Annotated in this window: 14 protein-coding genes; 2 read left to right on the plus strand and 12 right to left on the minus strand. The window is 33.4% G+C overall.

From position 1 onward, the window contains the following. Nucleotides 1–9: 9 nt before the first annotated feature. From AD60_RS02300 to AD60_RS02345, 10 genes are all read right to left on the minus strand, one after another. Nucleotides 10–1,221: a glycoside hydrolase family 13 protein gene (locus AD60_RS02300; protein WP_103927256.1), complete on the minus strand. Its 1,212-nt coding sequence runs from the start codon at nucleotides 1,219–1,221 to the stop codon at nucleotides 10–12. A 6-nt stretch (nucleotides 1,222–1,227) separates the two neighbouring features. Beyond that, a complete protein-coding gene (locus AD60_RS02305; protein ID WP_199177821.1) occupies nucleotides 1,228–2,055 on the minus strand; it encodes a carbohydrate ABC transporter permease in 828 nt (275 codons plus the stop codon). Then, on the minus strand, nucleotides 2,048–2,956 hold the full coding sequence (locus AD60_RS02310; RefSeq protein WP_199177822.1) for a carbohydrate ABC transporter permease: 909 nt from the start codon (nucleotides 2,954–2,956) through the stop codon (nucleotides 2,048–2,050). Before AD60_RS02310 ends, AD60_RS02305 begins: the two co-directional genes overlap by 8 nt. A gap of 4 nt (nucleotides 2,957–2,960) precedes the next feature. Continuing rightward, the gene (locus tag AD60_RS02315) at nucleotides 2,961–4,196 is read right to left on the minus strand and encodes an ABC transporter substrate-binding protein (RefSeq protein WP_103927257.1); all 1,236 of its coding nucleotides are present in this window, start codon (nucleotides 4,194–4,196) and stop codon (nucleotides 2,961–2,963) included. 48 nt (nucleotides 4,197–4,244) lie between these two features. Beyond that, on the minus strand, nucleotides 4,245–5,249 hold the full coding sequence (locus AD60_RS02320) for a LacI family DNA-binding transcriptional regulator (protein WP_103927258.1): 1,005 nt from the start codon (nucleotides 5,247–5,249) through the stop codon (nucleotides 4,245–4,247). A gap of 155 nt (nucleotides 5,250–5,404) precedes the next feature. Next, nucleotides 5,405–6,070, minus strand: coding sequence for a PIG-L deacetylase family protein (locus AD60_RS02325; protein ID WP_103927259.1), 666 nt, complete (start codon nucleotides 6,068–6,070; stop codon nucleotides 5,405–5,407). 21 nt (nucleotides 6,071–6,091) lie between these two features. Further along, nucleotides 6,092–6,910 (minus strand): carbohydrate ABC transporter permease, encoded by an 819-nt coding sequence (locus AD60_RS02330; RefSeq protein ID WP_103927260.1) that lies wholly within the window; start codon nucleotides 6,908–6,910, stop codon nucleotides 6,092–6,094. 4 nt (nucleotides 6,911–6,914) lie between these two features. Next, nucleotides 6,915–7,802 (minus strand): carbohydrate ABC transporter permease, encoded by an 888-nt coding sequence (locus AD60_RS02335; RefSeq protein WP_103876279.1) that lies wholly within the window; start codon nucleotides 7,800–7,802, stop codon nucleotides 6,915–6,917. Between the two features lie 65 nt (nucleotides 7,803–7,867). Beyond that, a complete protein-coding gene (locus AD60_RS02340; protein WP_103927261.1) occupies nucleotides 7,868–9,124 on the minus strand; it encodes a sugar ABC transporter substrate-binding protein in 1,257 nt (418 codons plus the stop codon). A gap of 43 nt (nucleotides 9,125–9,167) precedes the next feature. Further along, nucleotides 9,168–10,238: an ROK family transcriptional regulator gene (locus tag AD60_RS02345; protein WP_103876281.1), complete on the minus strand. Its 1,071-nt coding sequence runs from the start codon at nucleotides 10,236–10,238 to the stop codon at nucleotides 9,168–9,170. Between the two features lie 186 nt (nucleotides 10,239–10,424). Between AD60_RS02345 and AD60_RS02350 the strand changes: the two genes are divergently transcribed. After that, entirely contained in the window at nucleotides 10,425–11,147 is a 723-nt protein-coding gene (locus tag AD60_RS02350) for a metallophosphoesterase (protein ID WP_103876282.1), read from the plus strand. A 195-nt stretch (nucleotides 11,148–11,342) separates the two neighbouring features. Beyond that, entirely contained in the window at nucleotides 11,343–13,220 is a 1,878-nt protein-coding gene (locus tag AD60_RS02355) for a BMP family ABC transporter substrate-binding protein (RefSeq protein ID WP_103927262.1), read from the plus strand. Nucleotides 13,221–13,365: 145 nt separating this feature from the next. Here the strand turns inward: AD60_RS02355 and AD60_RS02360 are convergent, their stop codons facing one another. Together AD60_RS02360 and ftsH are read right to left on the minus strand one after the other, a co-directional pair. Beyond that, nucleotides 13,366–14,031, minus strand: coding sequence for an HAD family phosphatase (locus tag AD60_RS02360; RefSeq protein WP_103927294.1), 666 nt, complete (start codon nucleotides 14,029–14,031; stop codon nucleotides 13,366–13,368). Between the two features lie 16 nt (nucleotides 14,032–14,047). Beyond that, nucleotides 14,048–15,973: an ATP-dependent zinc metalloprotease FtsH gene (gene ftsH, locus AD60_RS02365; RefSeq protein ID WP_103927263.1), complete on the minus strand. Its 1,926-nt coding sequence runs from the start codon at nucleotides 15,971–15,973 to the stop codon at nucleotides 14,048–14,050. Nucleotides 15,974–15,975: the final 2 nt, after the last annotated feature.

The raw sequence follows: 15,975 nt of genomic DNA on the forward strand, positions 1-15,975 counted from the left end.
ATAAACCCCCTAAACTCTTTTTATTGTAGATTGAAATTCCTTTAAATTAATATTTATTAAATATGATCTATCATCATTCTCAATTAAGTAACTTATCTCATAGTTATTCAATTTTACAAAATCGAAATTCTGAATTTTGTTAAATGTTCTTCTAAAGTTTATAACATTTTTGATATGTTCGTATATTGATAAATCCCACCTTTTTTCATCCCAGACAAATGTTCTTCTACAATCTGGATCTTTACCTCCAAACATTCCAATTTCATCTCCATAATATATAATCGGGTTCCCTGGAATAGTAAATGCAAGGGTAAATGCAATTTTAACTTTTGCATCACTTTTCAGGACTCCTCTAATTCTGCTGGTATCATGGCTTCCCAACATATTCCAGCATCGATTAAATTTACTATTCGTTTTATACTTAAGTTTTTCGGCAAAATCAATAGGATTTATTTCCCCTTTAAGTAATTTTATCACTTCGTTTCTAAAAATATAGTCCATAACACCATGAAAAGGATAATCTTCGAGTATTTCTGATGGATTATTCCAATACTCTCCTATTAATATAATATCAGAGTTAATATTCTTTGCCACACCGACTATTTCATTCCAGAAAACAGGTCCTATATGCCATGGCATGTCAAATCTCCAACCGTCTATTCCTTTCAGAGTCCAATAGGCCACTACTTGCTTCAAATAATCAATTACTTCCTCATTATTATGATTCAGTCTAGGAAGGTAATATATTCCAGAGTTTTCATAATTCGGTTTAGGGAGTCTTTTTACAGGGTATCCATTGAAAAAGTACCATTGCCAATATAACGATTCTCCACCTTTTTTTTCAGCATCTTTAAAAGCCCAAAAGTGATCACCTGTATGGAGGAAAACTCCATCAAGGATTAATCTAATATTTTGCTCATGTAAACTTTGTAGTAACTCATCAAAATCATTCATATTCCCAAAATTTGGATCAATTTCCATATAATTTTCAGTATCATATTTGTGAGGTCTTTTAGCCTTAAAGATCGGTGTTAAATATAAGCAGTTTATTCCAAGTTCTTTCAAATAGGGTATTTTCTCCTTGATTCCTCTCAAATTTCCTCCAAAATGACTGTTTCTATTAGGTAAGTCTTCCCATTTTTTGTATTTTTTTGCATAAGTTCCTCCCTTAAAAAAACGATCAGGAAAAATTTCATATAGAATTAGATCACTATCTTTCACAGGTCATCACTCCTTTAACCCAGATGTTGATATTCCCTCAATAAAATACTTTTGTGCTATTAGAAAAACTATTAAAGATGGTAAGATAGCAAAAATAGTTGCTGCGGATAAAAGTTCCCATCTTATTCCATATCTACCTTGAAAATATGACAACCCTACTTGAATAGTTCTCATTTTCTCGGAATCAGTAACAATCAAAGGCCATAAAAAATCGTTCCATGAAAATAAAAAAGAAAATAAAATATTCGTTACTATTACAGGTTTTGATATTGGTAATATTATTTGAAAAAATATTCTGAACAATCCCGCTCCCTCTATCCTCGCAGCTTCTTCTAAGCTTGTTGGGATAGAAAGGAAGAATTGTCTAAAAAGAAATATTGCAAAAACACTAACCGCACGAGGGACGATAAGAGCCCTGTAAGTGTCATACCATCCCAAATTTTTTATTATCAAAAAATTTGGGATTATTTTAACAGGCTCAGGTATCATCATTGTTATTAAAAAAATTATGAATAAAACATCCCTAAATTTAAATTTTAACCTAGCAAATGCATAACCAGCCATTGCTGAAAATAGAGTTTGAAAGAAAACAATTCCGCTAGACATTATCATACTATTCAAGATATATCTAGCAAAGGGGACTGATTGCCATGCTTCAATATAATTTTTAAAATAAAAATTTGTAGGAATTAATAAAGGTGCTGAAAATATTTTCCCTGGAGATTTCAAAGAAGTTGTTACCAACCACATGAAAGGCATTATACTGATAAAAGCTCCTAAAATAAGAAAAAAATATAGAATTATTTTTTTGACACTTAAATTTTTCTTAATCAACTTTCCTGCCTCCTCCCGTATACTTCCACTGTACCATAGATAATACAAATAGAATAATAAACATTAACACAGAAACTACAGAAGCATAACCTAAATTGAAATACTTAAATGCATGTCTATATAGTAAAAATCCAAGAACATCGGTAGCTCCTATGGGCCCACCATTCGTCATAGTATACACTAAATCAAAAACTTGAAATGACTCAATTAAACCTGTTATTATCAAGAAAAGTGATGTGGGAGTTAGCAAAGGAAATTTAATGTATCTAAATATCTGCCATTCATTAGCTCCATCTATTTGTGCCGCTTCTAAATAACTTTTTGAGATATCTTGTAAAGCTGCTAAATAGATTACCATACAAAACCCTGTCCTTTTCCAAATTCCAACAACAGACACAGAGAAAAGAGCCCAAGAAGGATCGTTTAACCATAGAGGACCGACAATATTGAAATATCCAAGTAAATTATTTATCACTCCATTATACGGATCAAACAAATATTTCCAAGTGACTCCTGAGGCTACGCTTGGGGTAATGACCGGGATAAAATAAATTAATCTGAATATAGATTTCCCTTTTAAATCCATATTTAAAGTTAGGGCAATTAGAACTCCCAAAAACATTGAAGCAAAGGTTACAAATACTGAATATATGAGAGTAACTACTATGGAATTTCTTAATTCAGGATCTTTTAATGCAGAGATATAGTTGTCGAAAGCGATGAATTCTTTAGTAGGATTAAAACCATTCCACTCGAAGAAAGTTAAGAAAAATGAGTAAAAAGCTGGAAATATATTGAAAATTAGGATGATTAGGATAGAAGGCATGAGAAATATATTTAGAGCTATTTTCTCCTTTTCTAAAAAATGGGGGGTCAGAGACCCACCTACTTTTGGAAACATTCAATCACTCCTTGCTCAATAGAAGATCAACTTGATTTGCTGCTTGATCAAGAGCTTGTTGGGGTGTACTCTTCTTATAGACTGCGCTCATTATAGCACCTGATACTATATCAGAGACCTGTGAATACTCCTTTATTGGAGGTCTAGCGTGGGCGTACTGTTGAGCTTCGATAAATGGTAGCAGGAGTCTATTTGTATTTTTTATGTAAGCGGTGTAATTTTCACTTTCCGCAACAGACTTTTTGACTGGTATAAAACCTGTTGCTTTATCCCAATCAATCTGGATTTCAGTACTTGTAAACCATTTTATAAATTCCCAAGATGCCTCTACTTTTGCTTTGGATTTTTCAAAAATAAATATCTGTTCACCACCCATATTGGTTGCAGGTTTTCCATCTTCTGGATACGGGAAAATAGCGCTTCCCAACTCAAAATTTACTTGCATGGGGAAAAATTGAGTCATCCAGGATCCATCCATAACCATAGCAGCTTCTCCTCTACCAAATAAACCCCAAGGAGCTATGGGGGAAGTGCTGTATTTATTTGTTAAATCCACCCAAAACTGAAGTGCTTTTACTCCTGACTCTGAATTAAAAGCTGACTTTCTATAATTTGAAATAGAATCAAGAAACTCTCCTCCTGCTTGCCATAAAAATATTTGCCATTGCCATGTTGTCCCTTCTCCCCCATCTAAAAATAGTTCGTAACCAAATTTACCTGTTTTTTCTTTTATTATCTCGCTAAATTCTATTAATTCTTCCCATGTTTTTGGTGGTGCTTCTGGATCCAACCCTGCTTCCTTAAATAAATTTTTGTTCCAGAACAACCCAAGATTACTCGAACTCACCGGAATGCTGTATAAACTCTCACCAAGTTTTCCATAAACTAAGGTGCTTTCATAAAAATCATTTAGGTCGTAATTATCTTTCTCAACAAAAGGCATGAGATCAACAACTTTACCTGTATCCAAAATCAAAGGAACTCCAATAATATCTGAAATTGCAAAATCAGGTGTTTGCCCCGAAAGAATAGAAGTTTGAATTTTAATTAACAAATCCGATCCGGGTATAAAGACAGGCTGAACTTCTATTTCAGGATGCTCAGAGTTAAATTTTTCCACCAATGCTTCCAGCTTTTTGCCATTTTCACCATCCCAATAATGCCAAAAAACTAACTCAGTTTTACCGAACATAAAAACACTGACAATAACGATTACCAACCACAAAAAAATTTTTTTCATTTTTTTCCCTCCTTAAAATTTTTTCATCCTTTATTGAGTAATACCAAACTACGCCGAAGTTCTTCTAACCACTATTGGGTCAAATTTTATAGATTTCCTGCTAGATACCGAATATTTTGAATAAATCTTGTCTAAAAGAATATTGGTTGCTAAGTCGCTCATTTCTTCAATTGGTTGTTTTATAGTGGTTAACCCAATATCCTCGGTCCAAGGTTGCCCGTCTACACCTACTATGAATACATCTTTTCCCACCTCCATACCTAAATTTTTTGCTGCTAAAATGATTCCATAACCAAACAAATCAGTTGTTGCAAAAAAACCTACTGGAAATTTCTTAACTTTTTTTAGTACCGATAAAGCCTCATTTAAAGCATAATGCAGATTTAATTCACTATGAAAAATATTTTTTTTCGAAAAACTGACACTATTTTGATTTAAAATATTCTCAAAACCTTTAACCCTTTTTTCAAACACACCGGAAGTAAAAATGTTTTCCGGCTCAATAAAGGTGAAAACTAGTAGGTTATCAGTTTTTTCCATAAGTATTTTTGCAGCGATTTTACCTATCTCATAATTGTCAATATATACGCAGTCGTAATATTCTGATTCCATATCTAATAAAACAACCGGCTTATCTGTTGGAACTTTCCCATCTTTAAATAATTTATTAACAGGCAATGAGGACATTAATATACCATCAGAATGATAAAGAATAGAACTTTTCTCTAAAAATTTTTTTAATCTATATTCAGACAACAGTGGAAATATGGAACTTTCATAATCTTTTCTAACAAGTGTTTTGTCAACAGAATTAATTAATCTATCATAAAAGTCTGTTCGAATCATAGGTACTACTATAGATATCGATTTGGTTTTACCAGTTGCTAAGCCTCTTGCATAAGTGTTTGGAACATAACTTAGCTCTTCAATGACTTTCGAGACTTTCTGTAAATTTTCTTTTGTAACATTTTTTTCTCCGTTTATTATTCTTGAAACGGTTCCAACTGATACTTTAGCTTTTTTAGCCACATCTTTTATTGTTATTCTTGTCATAATCTCCTCCTTATTGAAACGTTTCAACAATTATTGCTATTATACCTTTTATATTTGACAAAGTCAAATGGAATTATTTGGAGTTAATGAGAATTAAGAACGATTATGCTCAATTAAAAGCAATTAAGAACAAAATCCTTTTATTTTCATATATATTAATCAAAAGTTTTCAAAACTTCAAAAGTTAGTATAAAAGGATAAAATACTTCTACGGCTTTGTTTCTTCCTTCTAAGACATCGGCTGCTATATATTTGTTCATCAAAGGTATGGGGTCTAAGACTTCCCTTTGAGATTCGTATAATCTTAAAACCTTGATTTTGTCTTCCAAAAAATCAGTGATATCTACATAAACTTTAGATTGAGGAATCTTTGTTATATCAGATATAAACATAAGAACGTTGGTACAATTGTAAGGTTCATTTTCTAAATCATCTCTTTTCGTTCTGGCTAAAAATAAGGCATCTTTAGTACTTTCTCCAATTGCTTTGTGATCGGGGTGCTTATCTTCAAAATAGTGTGTGAAAAGGATTTTGGGCCTATACTTGCGTATAAGATTTGCGATTAAACTGGCTAAATTATTAATTTCATCTAAATATCCGTCTTTCAGTCCTATCATTTCAAAATAATCGAGTTTCAAAGATTTTGCAGCCCGTTCTGCCTCCAATTTTCTAACGTTGACATCGTTGTTCTTACCTGCGGAGCCATCGGTTAAAATTATTCCTCCACAACTCTTCCCTTCGTTTTTCAATCGAAGTATTGTTCCTCCTGCAAAAGCCTCATAATCATCAGGGTGAGCCCCAATGAAAAGCGCATCCACCATATTTTCTCCTCCCCTTTTTTCTTATTTTAGAGATCCCATTGTTATACCTTTTACAAAATACCTTTGAAAGGCTAAAAATACAACCATTACAGGGATCATAGAAAGTGTTGTCATCGCCAAAAGAGATCCCCATTGTACGGTATGCTCACCTGAGAATAATGCTAACCCAAGCTGAACCGTCATATATTTTGGGGAACTAACAACTAACAAAGGCCAAATATAATCGTTCCATCTCCAAGTAAATGATAACACAGCTAAGGCAGCTATTACAGGTTGAGATAAAGGTATTATGATCCTCCAAAATATTTTTAATTCACTTGCTCCATCGATTTTCGCGCTTTCTATTACTTCTGTAGGAATCGTTGACCTTATATACTGGGTTGCCAAAAAAACTCCTGTAGGCGTAGCCGCTGGTGGTATTATCAATCCCCAATAGGTGTTTATCCATCCAATGCGGGCCAAAACAAAATATATTGAGATCATAATAACCTGCATTGGTATCATCAAGGTTGATAAAAATAATGTAAAGAAAAAGTTCTTTGATCTAAACTGAATTTTAGCCAAGGCGTATCCAGCCATTAAACTAATGATTATCGTGATAATCGTAGAGGTTATACTTACTATACTTGAATTTTTAAAATAAGCCAGAATATCAGTATTTTGAATGACGTTAATGTAATTGCGAAAGGTAAATTCTGAGATCAATTTTGGTGGATATGCGAACAAATCTTTCTCTAATCTGAAACTCGATATAACTGTCCATATTATTGGAGTAACATACACAATTGCAAAAACATAGACAAGCAAGTTTACAATAATTATTATACTTTTTCTGTTCATCTTATTACTCTTCCCCCTTCATATACCTAAATTGTAGTAACGTCAATCCAAGTAAAACAAAAAACATTACAACTGACATTGCAGAAGCCAACCCTAATTTGTAATCTTGGAAGCCTGCTTCATAAACTTTTTGAACCATAAACATAGTGGCGTTCCCCGGACCACCTTTTGTAAAAACATAAACTAGTTCAAAATTTCTTATAGCCATAATCGTTGAAAGGACCATTACCAACACAGAAGTTGGTTTTAAAAGGGGAAAAGTAATATACCAAAACCTTTGCCATTTGTTTGCACCATCTATACTTGCCGCATCGTATACTTGCATGGGAATAGATGTTAGAGCAGCATTGAACATGACCATGAAATATCCTGCAACATACCAGACGTTAACCAATGTAACCCAAAAAAAGGCTAGATCTGGCTCTAATAACCACATTCTTGGTTCCATGCCAACCTTTTCTAAGATTATATTTAAAAAACCCGCATCGATATCCAAGAACCATTTCCATGAAAGTGCAACAATAACGGGGGATAAGATCCAAGGCCAATAAAAAAGGGCTCTAAGAATACTTTTACCTTTTACAATCTCAGAAGTAGTAAGAACTGACAGAAACAACGAAAAGAAAAAAACTAGGGGAACAAACATCGCTGTGAATAGAAAAGTTCTTAACATACTTCTTAAAAAGGAAGAAGTGCTAAAATCGGAAAAAATCTTTACAAAGTTTTCAAAACCAACAAAGTTTGCGGATGTCCCCAACATACTATAATCTGTGAAAGCCAGAAAAATCCCTGAAATTGCCGGAAAAATTACAAACAAAGTGAATATTACCAGATTAGGTAAGATGAAAAATAATCCCGTAACTTCGACACGATAACCTTTAGATACAGCCAAAAGTATCCCTCCTCGTAGAAATAATCCGCATGCCCGATTCAGACATGCGGATTATATGGAACGAATTATTTTAAACCAGCTTCAGTTCGAATTTGATCTGCGAGTTTATTCATCGCTTCTTCAGGTGTTTGTTCGTGAGTGAGAACTGAAACAACCATATTAACTATTGAAGATACGTTCCCTTGAATCACAGGAGATGTCTTTAAATTATACCAATCAAAATCTTGCCTCTTTTTCGCTGCTGGAGATGTGTTAAGCAAATCATTCATCGCTACTATGTTAGCTTCTTGAACCATTTTATCATCGTAAGTTACTTCTGTCATGTCCGATCTGTCAGGCAATAGATACAATGCAGAACTAATATCAGCAAGGTTCTCTTTATTTGTTAAATAGAATGCTAATTCAACACCTTCTTCGGTTAATGGAACTATCAACTTACCTCCAGAAAAGGTGTATCTTTCTCTCTTCACAGGCATTGGAATTGCCCCCCACTCAAAATCCAATTGTTCCGCGAAGGTTGGAAGCATCCATGTGCCGGAGAGATACATTGCAGAAAGCCCATTTTGGAAGTACTTTAAAGGCGCATCACCAGAAATCCAAACGGCTTTCGGCATCAAATCCTCATCATGAATTTTCAAGAAAAATTCCATTGCCTCAATAGACTCTTTAGAATCCAAGATAATCTTTGTCCCAGTTTCATCCCAATAACCTCCGCCATATGTGTACATCAACCAAGAGAATCTTGATGGACTCCTATCCCAAACCAAAGGATAGCGTACTCCAGATTCTTTCAACTTTACCATGGCATCGTACCATTGGTCAATTGTCCAAACCCCATCTGTTGGGACTGTGATCCCTGCATTTTTGAATAATTCTTTATTATAAAAAAGAGCAAAAACGTCAGTGGTATACGGAATGGCTGGAATCATCCCTGACTCTAAGCTATAAGTTTTAAACCAACTTTTATACACGGTAACTGTGTCCAACCACTCCATAGGTTCCATGCCTGTGTATTGTTTTACATAAGGGGTTATATCGATGGCGTAATCTTGTAAATAAACAACATCGGTTTCTCTTGCAACATCGGGAGGTGTCCCCCCTTGTAACATCATGATCATCTTAGTCTTCCAATCTGCGTAGGGTATTACCAACAGTTCTACATCTTTCCCCGTTTCCTCTTCATAAGAAGCAACTTGTTTCTGAAACACGGGTAGATCTGGGCCATCGATGAAAGTCGCAAATGTGATATCCTGCGAGAATCCAAAAACGGCTGATAAAATCATTATGCTACTCACCAACAACATCGAAAATACTTTTTTCATTCTAACCTACCTCCTTCTAAATGATTTGAATAACGAAATAGTTTCAGTAAACATTTTCCCCTTCCAATCCTACTGTAACTTTTTTTAAGTACAATTCTATGGCTAAAATAGCAGCTCCTTCGACAATGGCACTTTCTTCACTTCTGTGAATTTTAACCTCATTGAAATTAGGATATGTTTTGTCCCATTCTTCTATTATCTTATCCATCTCTTCCTGGTGGGTACAATTCAACACGATTTTGTCTGGTTGTAGGACGTAATAAATATTTCTTAAAAGACGCATCCATTCTTTTATAACTTCATTTTGGCTAGAAGAATCGATGTACTTCTCCAAAGTTTGGCCATTGGTAAGTATACTTCCTAACTCACCTGCTCGACCTTTACCAACATAAAGCATTTCATCAATTATTAAACCCATTCCTACCCCTTTTCCCCAATAAATACAAACTACATTCTTCACTTTTTTATCTGAATAGAATCTCTCTTTTATCGCTAAAAGGTTTGCATCATTTTCAAAGGCAGTTAAAGCATTCGGAAACAATTTTTTCAAAGTTTCCACCAGAAAGGTAACATTGGAACCATTTATTCTTAAAGCGGAAGAATTAATAATTCCATCTTTTGAAACATACCCAGAGATTCCAACTACTACGGATAAGATATTTGTTTTGAGCTTTTTTAATTCGTCTTCTAACTGAGCACAGAGTTCTGTTATGGAATCATAATCAGATAAAAACCTCTTTTTAGAATCTAAAACTTCGTTTTTCAAATTGTATATTCCATATATTATGAATTCATTTTCAATTTGAATTCCAAGTATTTTATATTCTTCGTTGAGTTCTAAGATCTCAGCTTTTCTACCTAATTTGCTATCCTTCATTCCTGAAGTCAAAACTAAATTATTTAAATATGGTTCTAAATTTCTCGATACCGTAGGTGCACTAATTTTTAATTTTTTCGATATCTCAGCTTTTGTTGCTATTTTATGATTATAGATATAAGTTAAAATTTTATACCTGTTAATATTTCTAATCCCTTTTACATGATTATGTTCAGTTATAAGTGACCCCCCCCTCTCATTAATTATTTTCTTACTGTATGTAATTATATTGTACATGACTTATAAGTTTTTTCAAAATCCCCTCAGAGGCGATAAGAGTTGATTAAAACTTTTTATAACTAATTAAATTCAATTACATTCAATTTTCGCATGAGTTTTAAATTATTATACAAAATTTCAACTTATCACTATTTTTTGATAAAATAATTTTATAGAATCTCTTAATAAAAAGGAATTAAAACGATGATAGATATAATTGCAATTTCCGACGAGGAAGTATATTTAATAAATAAAGACAAGAAAAGGTTTGACTTACTTATTTACGCTGGAGATCTTTCTCCACAATATATGGATTACGTAATAAACGAATTCAAACCATCCTTAAGCTTAATGGTACACGGTAATCATGATAAAAAGTATTATAAATTATACGAAGAGGAAAACAACTCTTTTTCAAAGGTATACAAAGGAGCCTATGTTTTAAATCATGGCATAGTTAACTTAAAAAAATTCATAGGCAAAGATATCATAGTAGCGGGATTTTCCGGTGCTCTAGCTCATGGATATAGACCTTTTTATTTCAAAGAAAGGGATATTAATAAATTTAAAAGAGAGGTACTTTTCAACACAATCTTTAAAGGCAATAAGTATAAACCAATCGATATAATGATTACACACAATCCTCCTTACATAAAAAATACCATAAAAAAATACGGTCAATCTCATACCCCTTCAAGAGCCTTGGGGGAATTTTATCTTAAGACACTTCCAAAAATTTGGATATACGGTCATATTCATCCCAAATACGATTTTCAGGAACTTGATTTTGAAATTAAATTCTTAAATAATGTATCTTATCTAATAAATGCGGTCCCTTACAAATTAATAAAATACGATGATGAAAAAAAAGAAGTTATAGAAATTTGTACTTATAAGAAAATCCGTACAAAAACTATTTCAATTTAGTGATTAATTAATTTTTTTAAACGAAATTTTAATTATTGTGTTGTATTATTGAATTAATCTTATAAGAATATATCCCTAAAAGGTTTTGCTGTTTCTTGCAAAAAATCTTTTTCATAATAAACTTTGATTTTGAACTTGGGGATCTTAAGGGGCTTACCCCTTAACGTGCCCACAAAAACGGGAGGCTAAAGCGAAATGTATAGGACCTCGAGAAGTCTCAGCAGAAGTGAGTACGAAAAAGCCAATAGATTAGCAAAAAAAGACTTTTTGTCTAATATTTCAAAAGGGGCGGAAGGATATCTGCCGTGTTTAGAAGATATCATCCACAACGTTGAAATAATTAAGGAAGAAAAACTCGGCCTGATAGATATCCCTATAGAAAGGATCAAAGGAACTTACTATCATTCTCGCTCACTCTCTTTTTCAGCAAATTTTTATCCTTTAATGAAAATTGATTCAGAGTTTGCAAGCAAATGGATTAATTTGTACGAAGCTCATATATCTGAAGGGATAAGAGAGCCGGTAACAGCCTACGAATATTTAAACTGGTTTTACATTGTTGAAGGGAACAAAAGGGTAAGCGTTTTGAAATATTCAGACGCTTTTTCAGTCCGCGGGGAAGTTACTAGATTGATTCCCAAATGGGATGAAAACAATCCTGAAATAAGGATCTACTATGAATTTTTAGATTTTTATAAAAAGACAAAAATTAATATAATCTGGTTCAACAAAGAAGGCAAATTCAAAGAACTGTACGATTTAATCAAAGATTACAAGAAAAAAAGTGATTTTGTTGATAATGATTATGATGAACTGATCAATTCAGTATATCTTCTATTTAGAAAAGTGTATAGGGAAATTGCCAAAGACACAATTTCGCTTACTGAAGAAGAGGCTTTTTTAGAATATCTAAAAAAATTTGGTTTGGAGAATGTTCCCACTATTGAAAGAGAAATGAGGAAGCAGGTTAACGAGTTGGTAGAAGAATTAGAGGAACGCCTGGGTAAACCATCCGAGCCATTGTTTAAATTACCTCAGATTTTCGCAGGGAAAACATTAAAAGTAGCTTTCCTTTACAATACTTCAATAGAGGGGTCAGCATGGACATATTCTCATGAATTGGGAAGAAGGTACGTTCAAAAACGTTTAGGAAGTGAAATAATAACAAAGTATTTTGAAAATATTTCTAATTTGAAAACATATGAAAGAATATTAGATAAACTTGAAGAAGAAAAGTTCGATCTAATATTTTCTACAAGTTTTGAGTTCTTACAAAATCAGAATACAAAGGAACTTCAAAATGTTCGATTTATGTATTTTTCTGGGTATCGTACTACGAAGAATATTAATACATATTTCGGGCGTATGTACGAACCAAGATTTCTCTCTGGTATGATAGCAGGTGCTATGACAACAAACAATAAAATAGGTTACGTTGCTTCTTACGGTATACCTGAAGTCATTATGGGAATAAATGCCTTTGCTTTAGGAGCAAAGGCTGTTAATCCAAAATCAAAAGTGTTTGTTGGATGGACGAATACTTGGCGCAATATAGAATATGAAAGAGATACGGCAGAGTATTTAATAAATGAAATTGGAGTGGATGTTTTAACACATCATCAGGATTCTCCAGAAGTTTGCAAGGTTGGAGAAGAATATGGTGTTTATACCATTGGTTACCATTTTGATATGAAAGAATATGCTCCAACTACCCATTTAACCTCCGTGGTTTGGAATTGGGGAGTATACTACGAAAACATCATTAAAGATGTATTAAGAGGATCAAACTTTTCCTTATTTAGATTGTTTTCTGGTTCAGAAAAGATAGAGAACTTTTGGGGTGGACTTAAGAGCGGGATCGTTTGTTTGTCACCTATAAGTGAAATAGTTCCTTCTACAACAAAAAACCTTGTTGACACTGTGAAAACAGATATTATGGACAATAGGTTTCATCCTTTCCGAGGTAGTATTTTTGATAAGGAAGGTAATATGAAAGTCTCGAAAGGCAAAAATATTTCAGACGAAGAACTAATGAAAATGGATTGGTTTGTAGACAACGTTTTTTATTCCTAAAAATGGGGAAATTTATGAAAAGATTTTTTATAATGTTGTTATTCTCTTTTGCTTTTACAATCGTTTTTTCAGAAGTTAATTTTTATTTTTCTATATCGCATAGCATAGTACTAAAAAATTATGAAACAAACGCGAGCCCTTAATCTTAAGCTTCCACTTTTTCTAACTTTTTTATCAATTCCAAAGTTATTTCTTTCATATTTTCCACCACTAAATCTGCTTTCGATAGATCCTGATTGAGTGAGTTAGGGTTTTTAAAACCTATACACTTCATTCCAGCAGCTTTTGCCGCTTTAACACCATTCTTTGAGTCTTCTATAACTACACATTCATCTGGTTTAACCTTTAACAAGCCTGCTGTGTATATAAAAATATCAGGTTTAGGCTTACCACGAGCAACGTATTCTGAGCTCACCAAAACCTCAAAATACTTCTCAATATCAAACAGGCAAAGAACTTCTTTGATCAATCTCATAGGGGAAGAAGAGGCCAAAGCTATCTTATAATTGCTTTCTATCAGAGTTTGTAACAACTCTATTACACCTTCTATTGGCTCTTTAACACTTTCTTTTAATAATTGCAAATTCTCTAAGTTTTGTTTTTCAAGCAATTCTTCAACACTTTGTTGTAGATTGTATTCATTTTTTAAGTCTTGCCACATTTCTTGATTGCTTACACCTATATAATTACTATATGAACTTTTATTCATTGGAATTCCCAATTCTTCAAAAATTCTTTTATTTGCATTATAATGGATGGGTTCACTATCAATGATGACCCCATCCATATCAAAAATAATAGCTCTTATCATTATTTTCTCCTCACCTTTATACAGATTGATAGTTAACATGATTCACAACATCTATTTTAAGAAATTCATTTATTTCTTTTTCGCCCCCAATATATTCTTTTAACTCTTCAAGGTCTTTGCTCATAAGCTTCTTGAATTCTTCTCCATAGATCGTTTCTTTTTTAAAAATATAAGAAGCTAGAAGATCAAGTTTCTCCTTATTTTGCCTAAGCAGCTCAACAGCTTTATCGTACATTGAGTTAATTATCTTCTTGACTTCAACGTCAAGTTCTTTAGCAGTTTCTTCCGAATAATTCTTTTGTTTTGTCAACTCACTACCCAAAAATATTTCTTCCTCTTCTCCTTCCCAATACACCGGTCCCAACTTTTTGGACATCCCTAACCTATAAATCATGGATTTTGCGTAGTCCGTAGCTTTTCTTAGGTCATCTTTGGCGCCTGTAGTAACAAAATTGAACACTAATTTCTCACTTGCTCTTCCCCCTAGGGCTACAACGATTCTATTAAGTATTTCACTTTTTTTAATTAGGTATCTGTCTTTTTCGGGAATTTGTAAAGTAGATCCTAATGAACCTATACCCCTTGGAATTATAGTAATTTTATAAACAGGGTCGGTATTAGGTAATAAATAAGCCAATACCGCATGTCCCAGTTCATGATACGATAGAATCTTCTTCTCTTTATCGGATATTATCCTATACTTTTTGGACGGACCAGTTAATACTCTATCAATAGCTTCTTCAAAATCATTCATTTCGATTTGAGTTTTCTTTTTTCTTGAAGCTATTAAAGCAGCTTCATTAACTAGGTTTTCTAAATCTGCTCCTACGAAGCCCGGTGTCCTTTTGGCTAACAATGTTAAATCAACATCTTGGGCTATTTTCTTTTTACGTGTATGTATCTTTAAAATTTCTTCTCTTCCTTTTCTGTCAGGAGGGCCTACCATTATTTTTTTATCAAACCTACCGGGTCTAAGTAAGGCTTTATCAAGAACATCAGGTCTATTTGTAGCAGCCATTACAACAACACCTGTAGAAGAATCAAAACCATCGAGTTCCACCAACAAGGCGTTAAGAGTTTGTTCCCTCTCATCGTTCCCGCCGCCAAGTCCAGCTCCTCTTTGTCTACCTACTGCGTCTAATTCATCAATAAATATTATTGAAGGAGCATTTTCTTTAGCTGTTTTAAAAAGGTCTCTAACTCGAGATGCTCCCACTCCTACAAAAAGTTCAACAAAATCTGAACCACTTGCATAATAAAAAGGTACATCTGCTTCACCAGCTATAGCCCTTGCTGTCAAAGTTTTACCCGTTCCTGGAGGGCCTACCAGCAAAGTTCCTTTAGGCATTCTTGCACCTAATTCTTGAAATTCTTGAGGATTTTTCAAAAATTTTACAATGTCCTCTACTTCCTCCACAACTTCATCGATTCCCGCCACATCTTTAAAAGTAACTTTTTCACCAATTGGTTCATACTCCTTTGCCTTACTCTTTCCAAAGTTCATACTGCTTTTAGCACCTGATGCAGCGGAACGATATAACCAAAAAAAGAAAGGCACCATTATTACTATAGGTATTATATTAATCAATAAACCAAACCACCACTTTGAGGCTACACTTTCGATATACTCGACTTTTATACCTTTTTGAATTAAACTATTCACATACTGTTTATCGATTACTAAAGCTGGAGAAAAAGATTCATAAGTAGAATCATCTTTAGCAAATATTGTCACGTCCCCGTTTTGATTTATTTTTATGGATTCCACCTGACCGTTATTGATCAAGCTTAACATTTCAGAATAGGATATCCTAGGGTTATTTTCCCAGTTCAAAGCAACGAGAGCTCCAACAAAAATAACCGCAAATATAATATAAACCCAAATTATATTGGAAAACTTTAATTTCTTTTTTTCTTCTTTGGTGTTTTTATTTTCAGGCATTT

This window comes from Petrotoga sp. SL27 (assembly GCF_002924605.1).
GTDB lineage: Bacteria > Thermotogota > Thermotogae > Petrotogales > Petrotogaceae > Petrotoga > Petrotoga sibirica.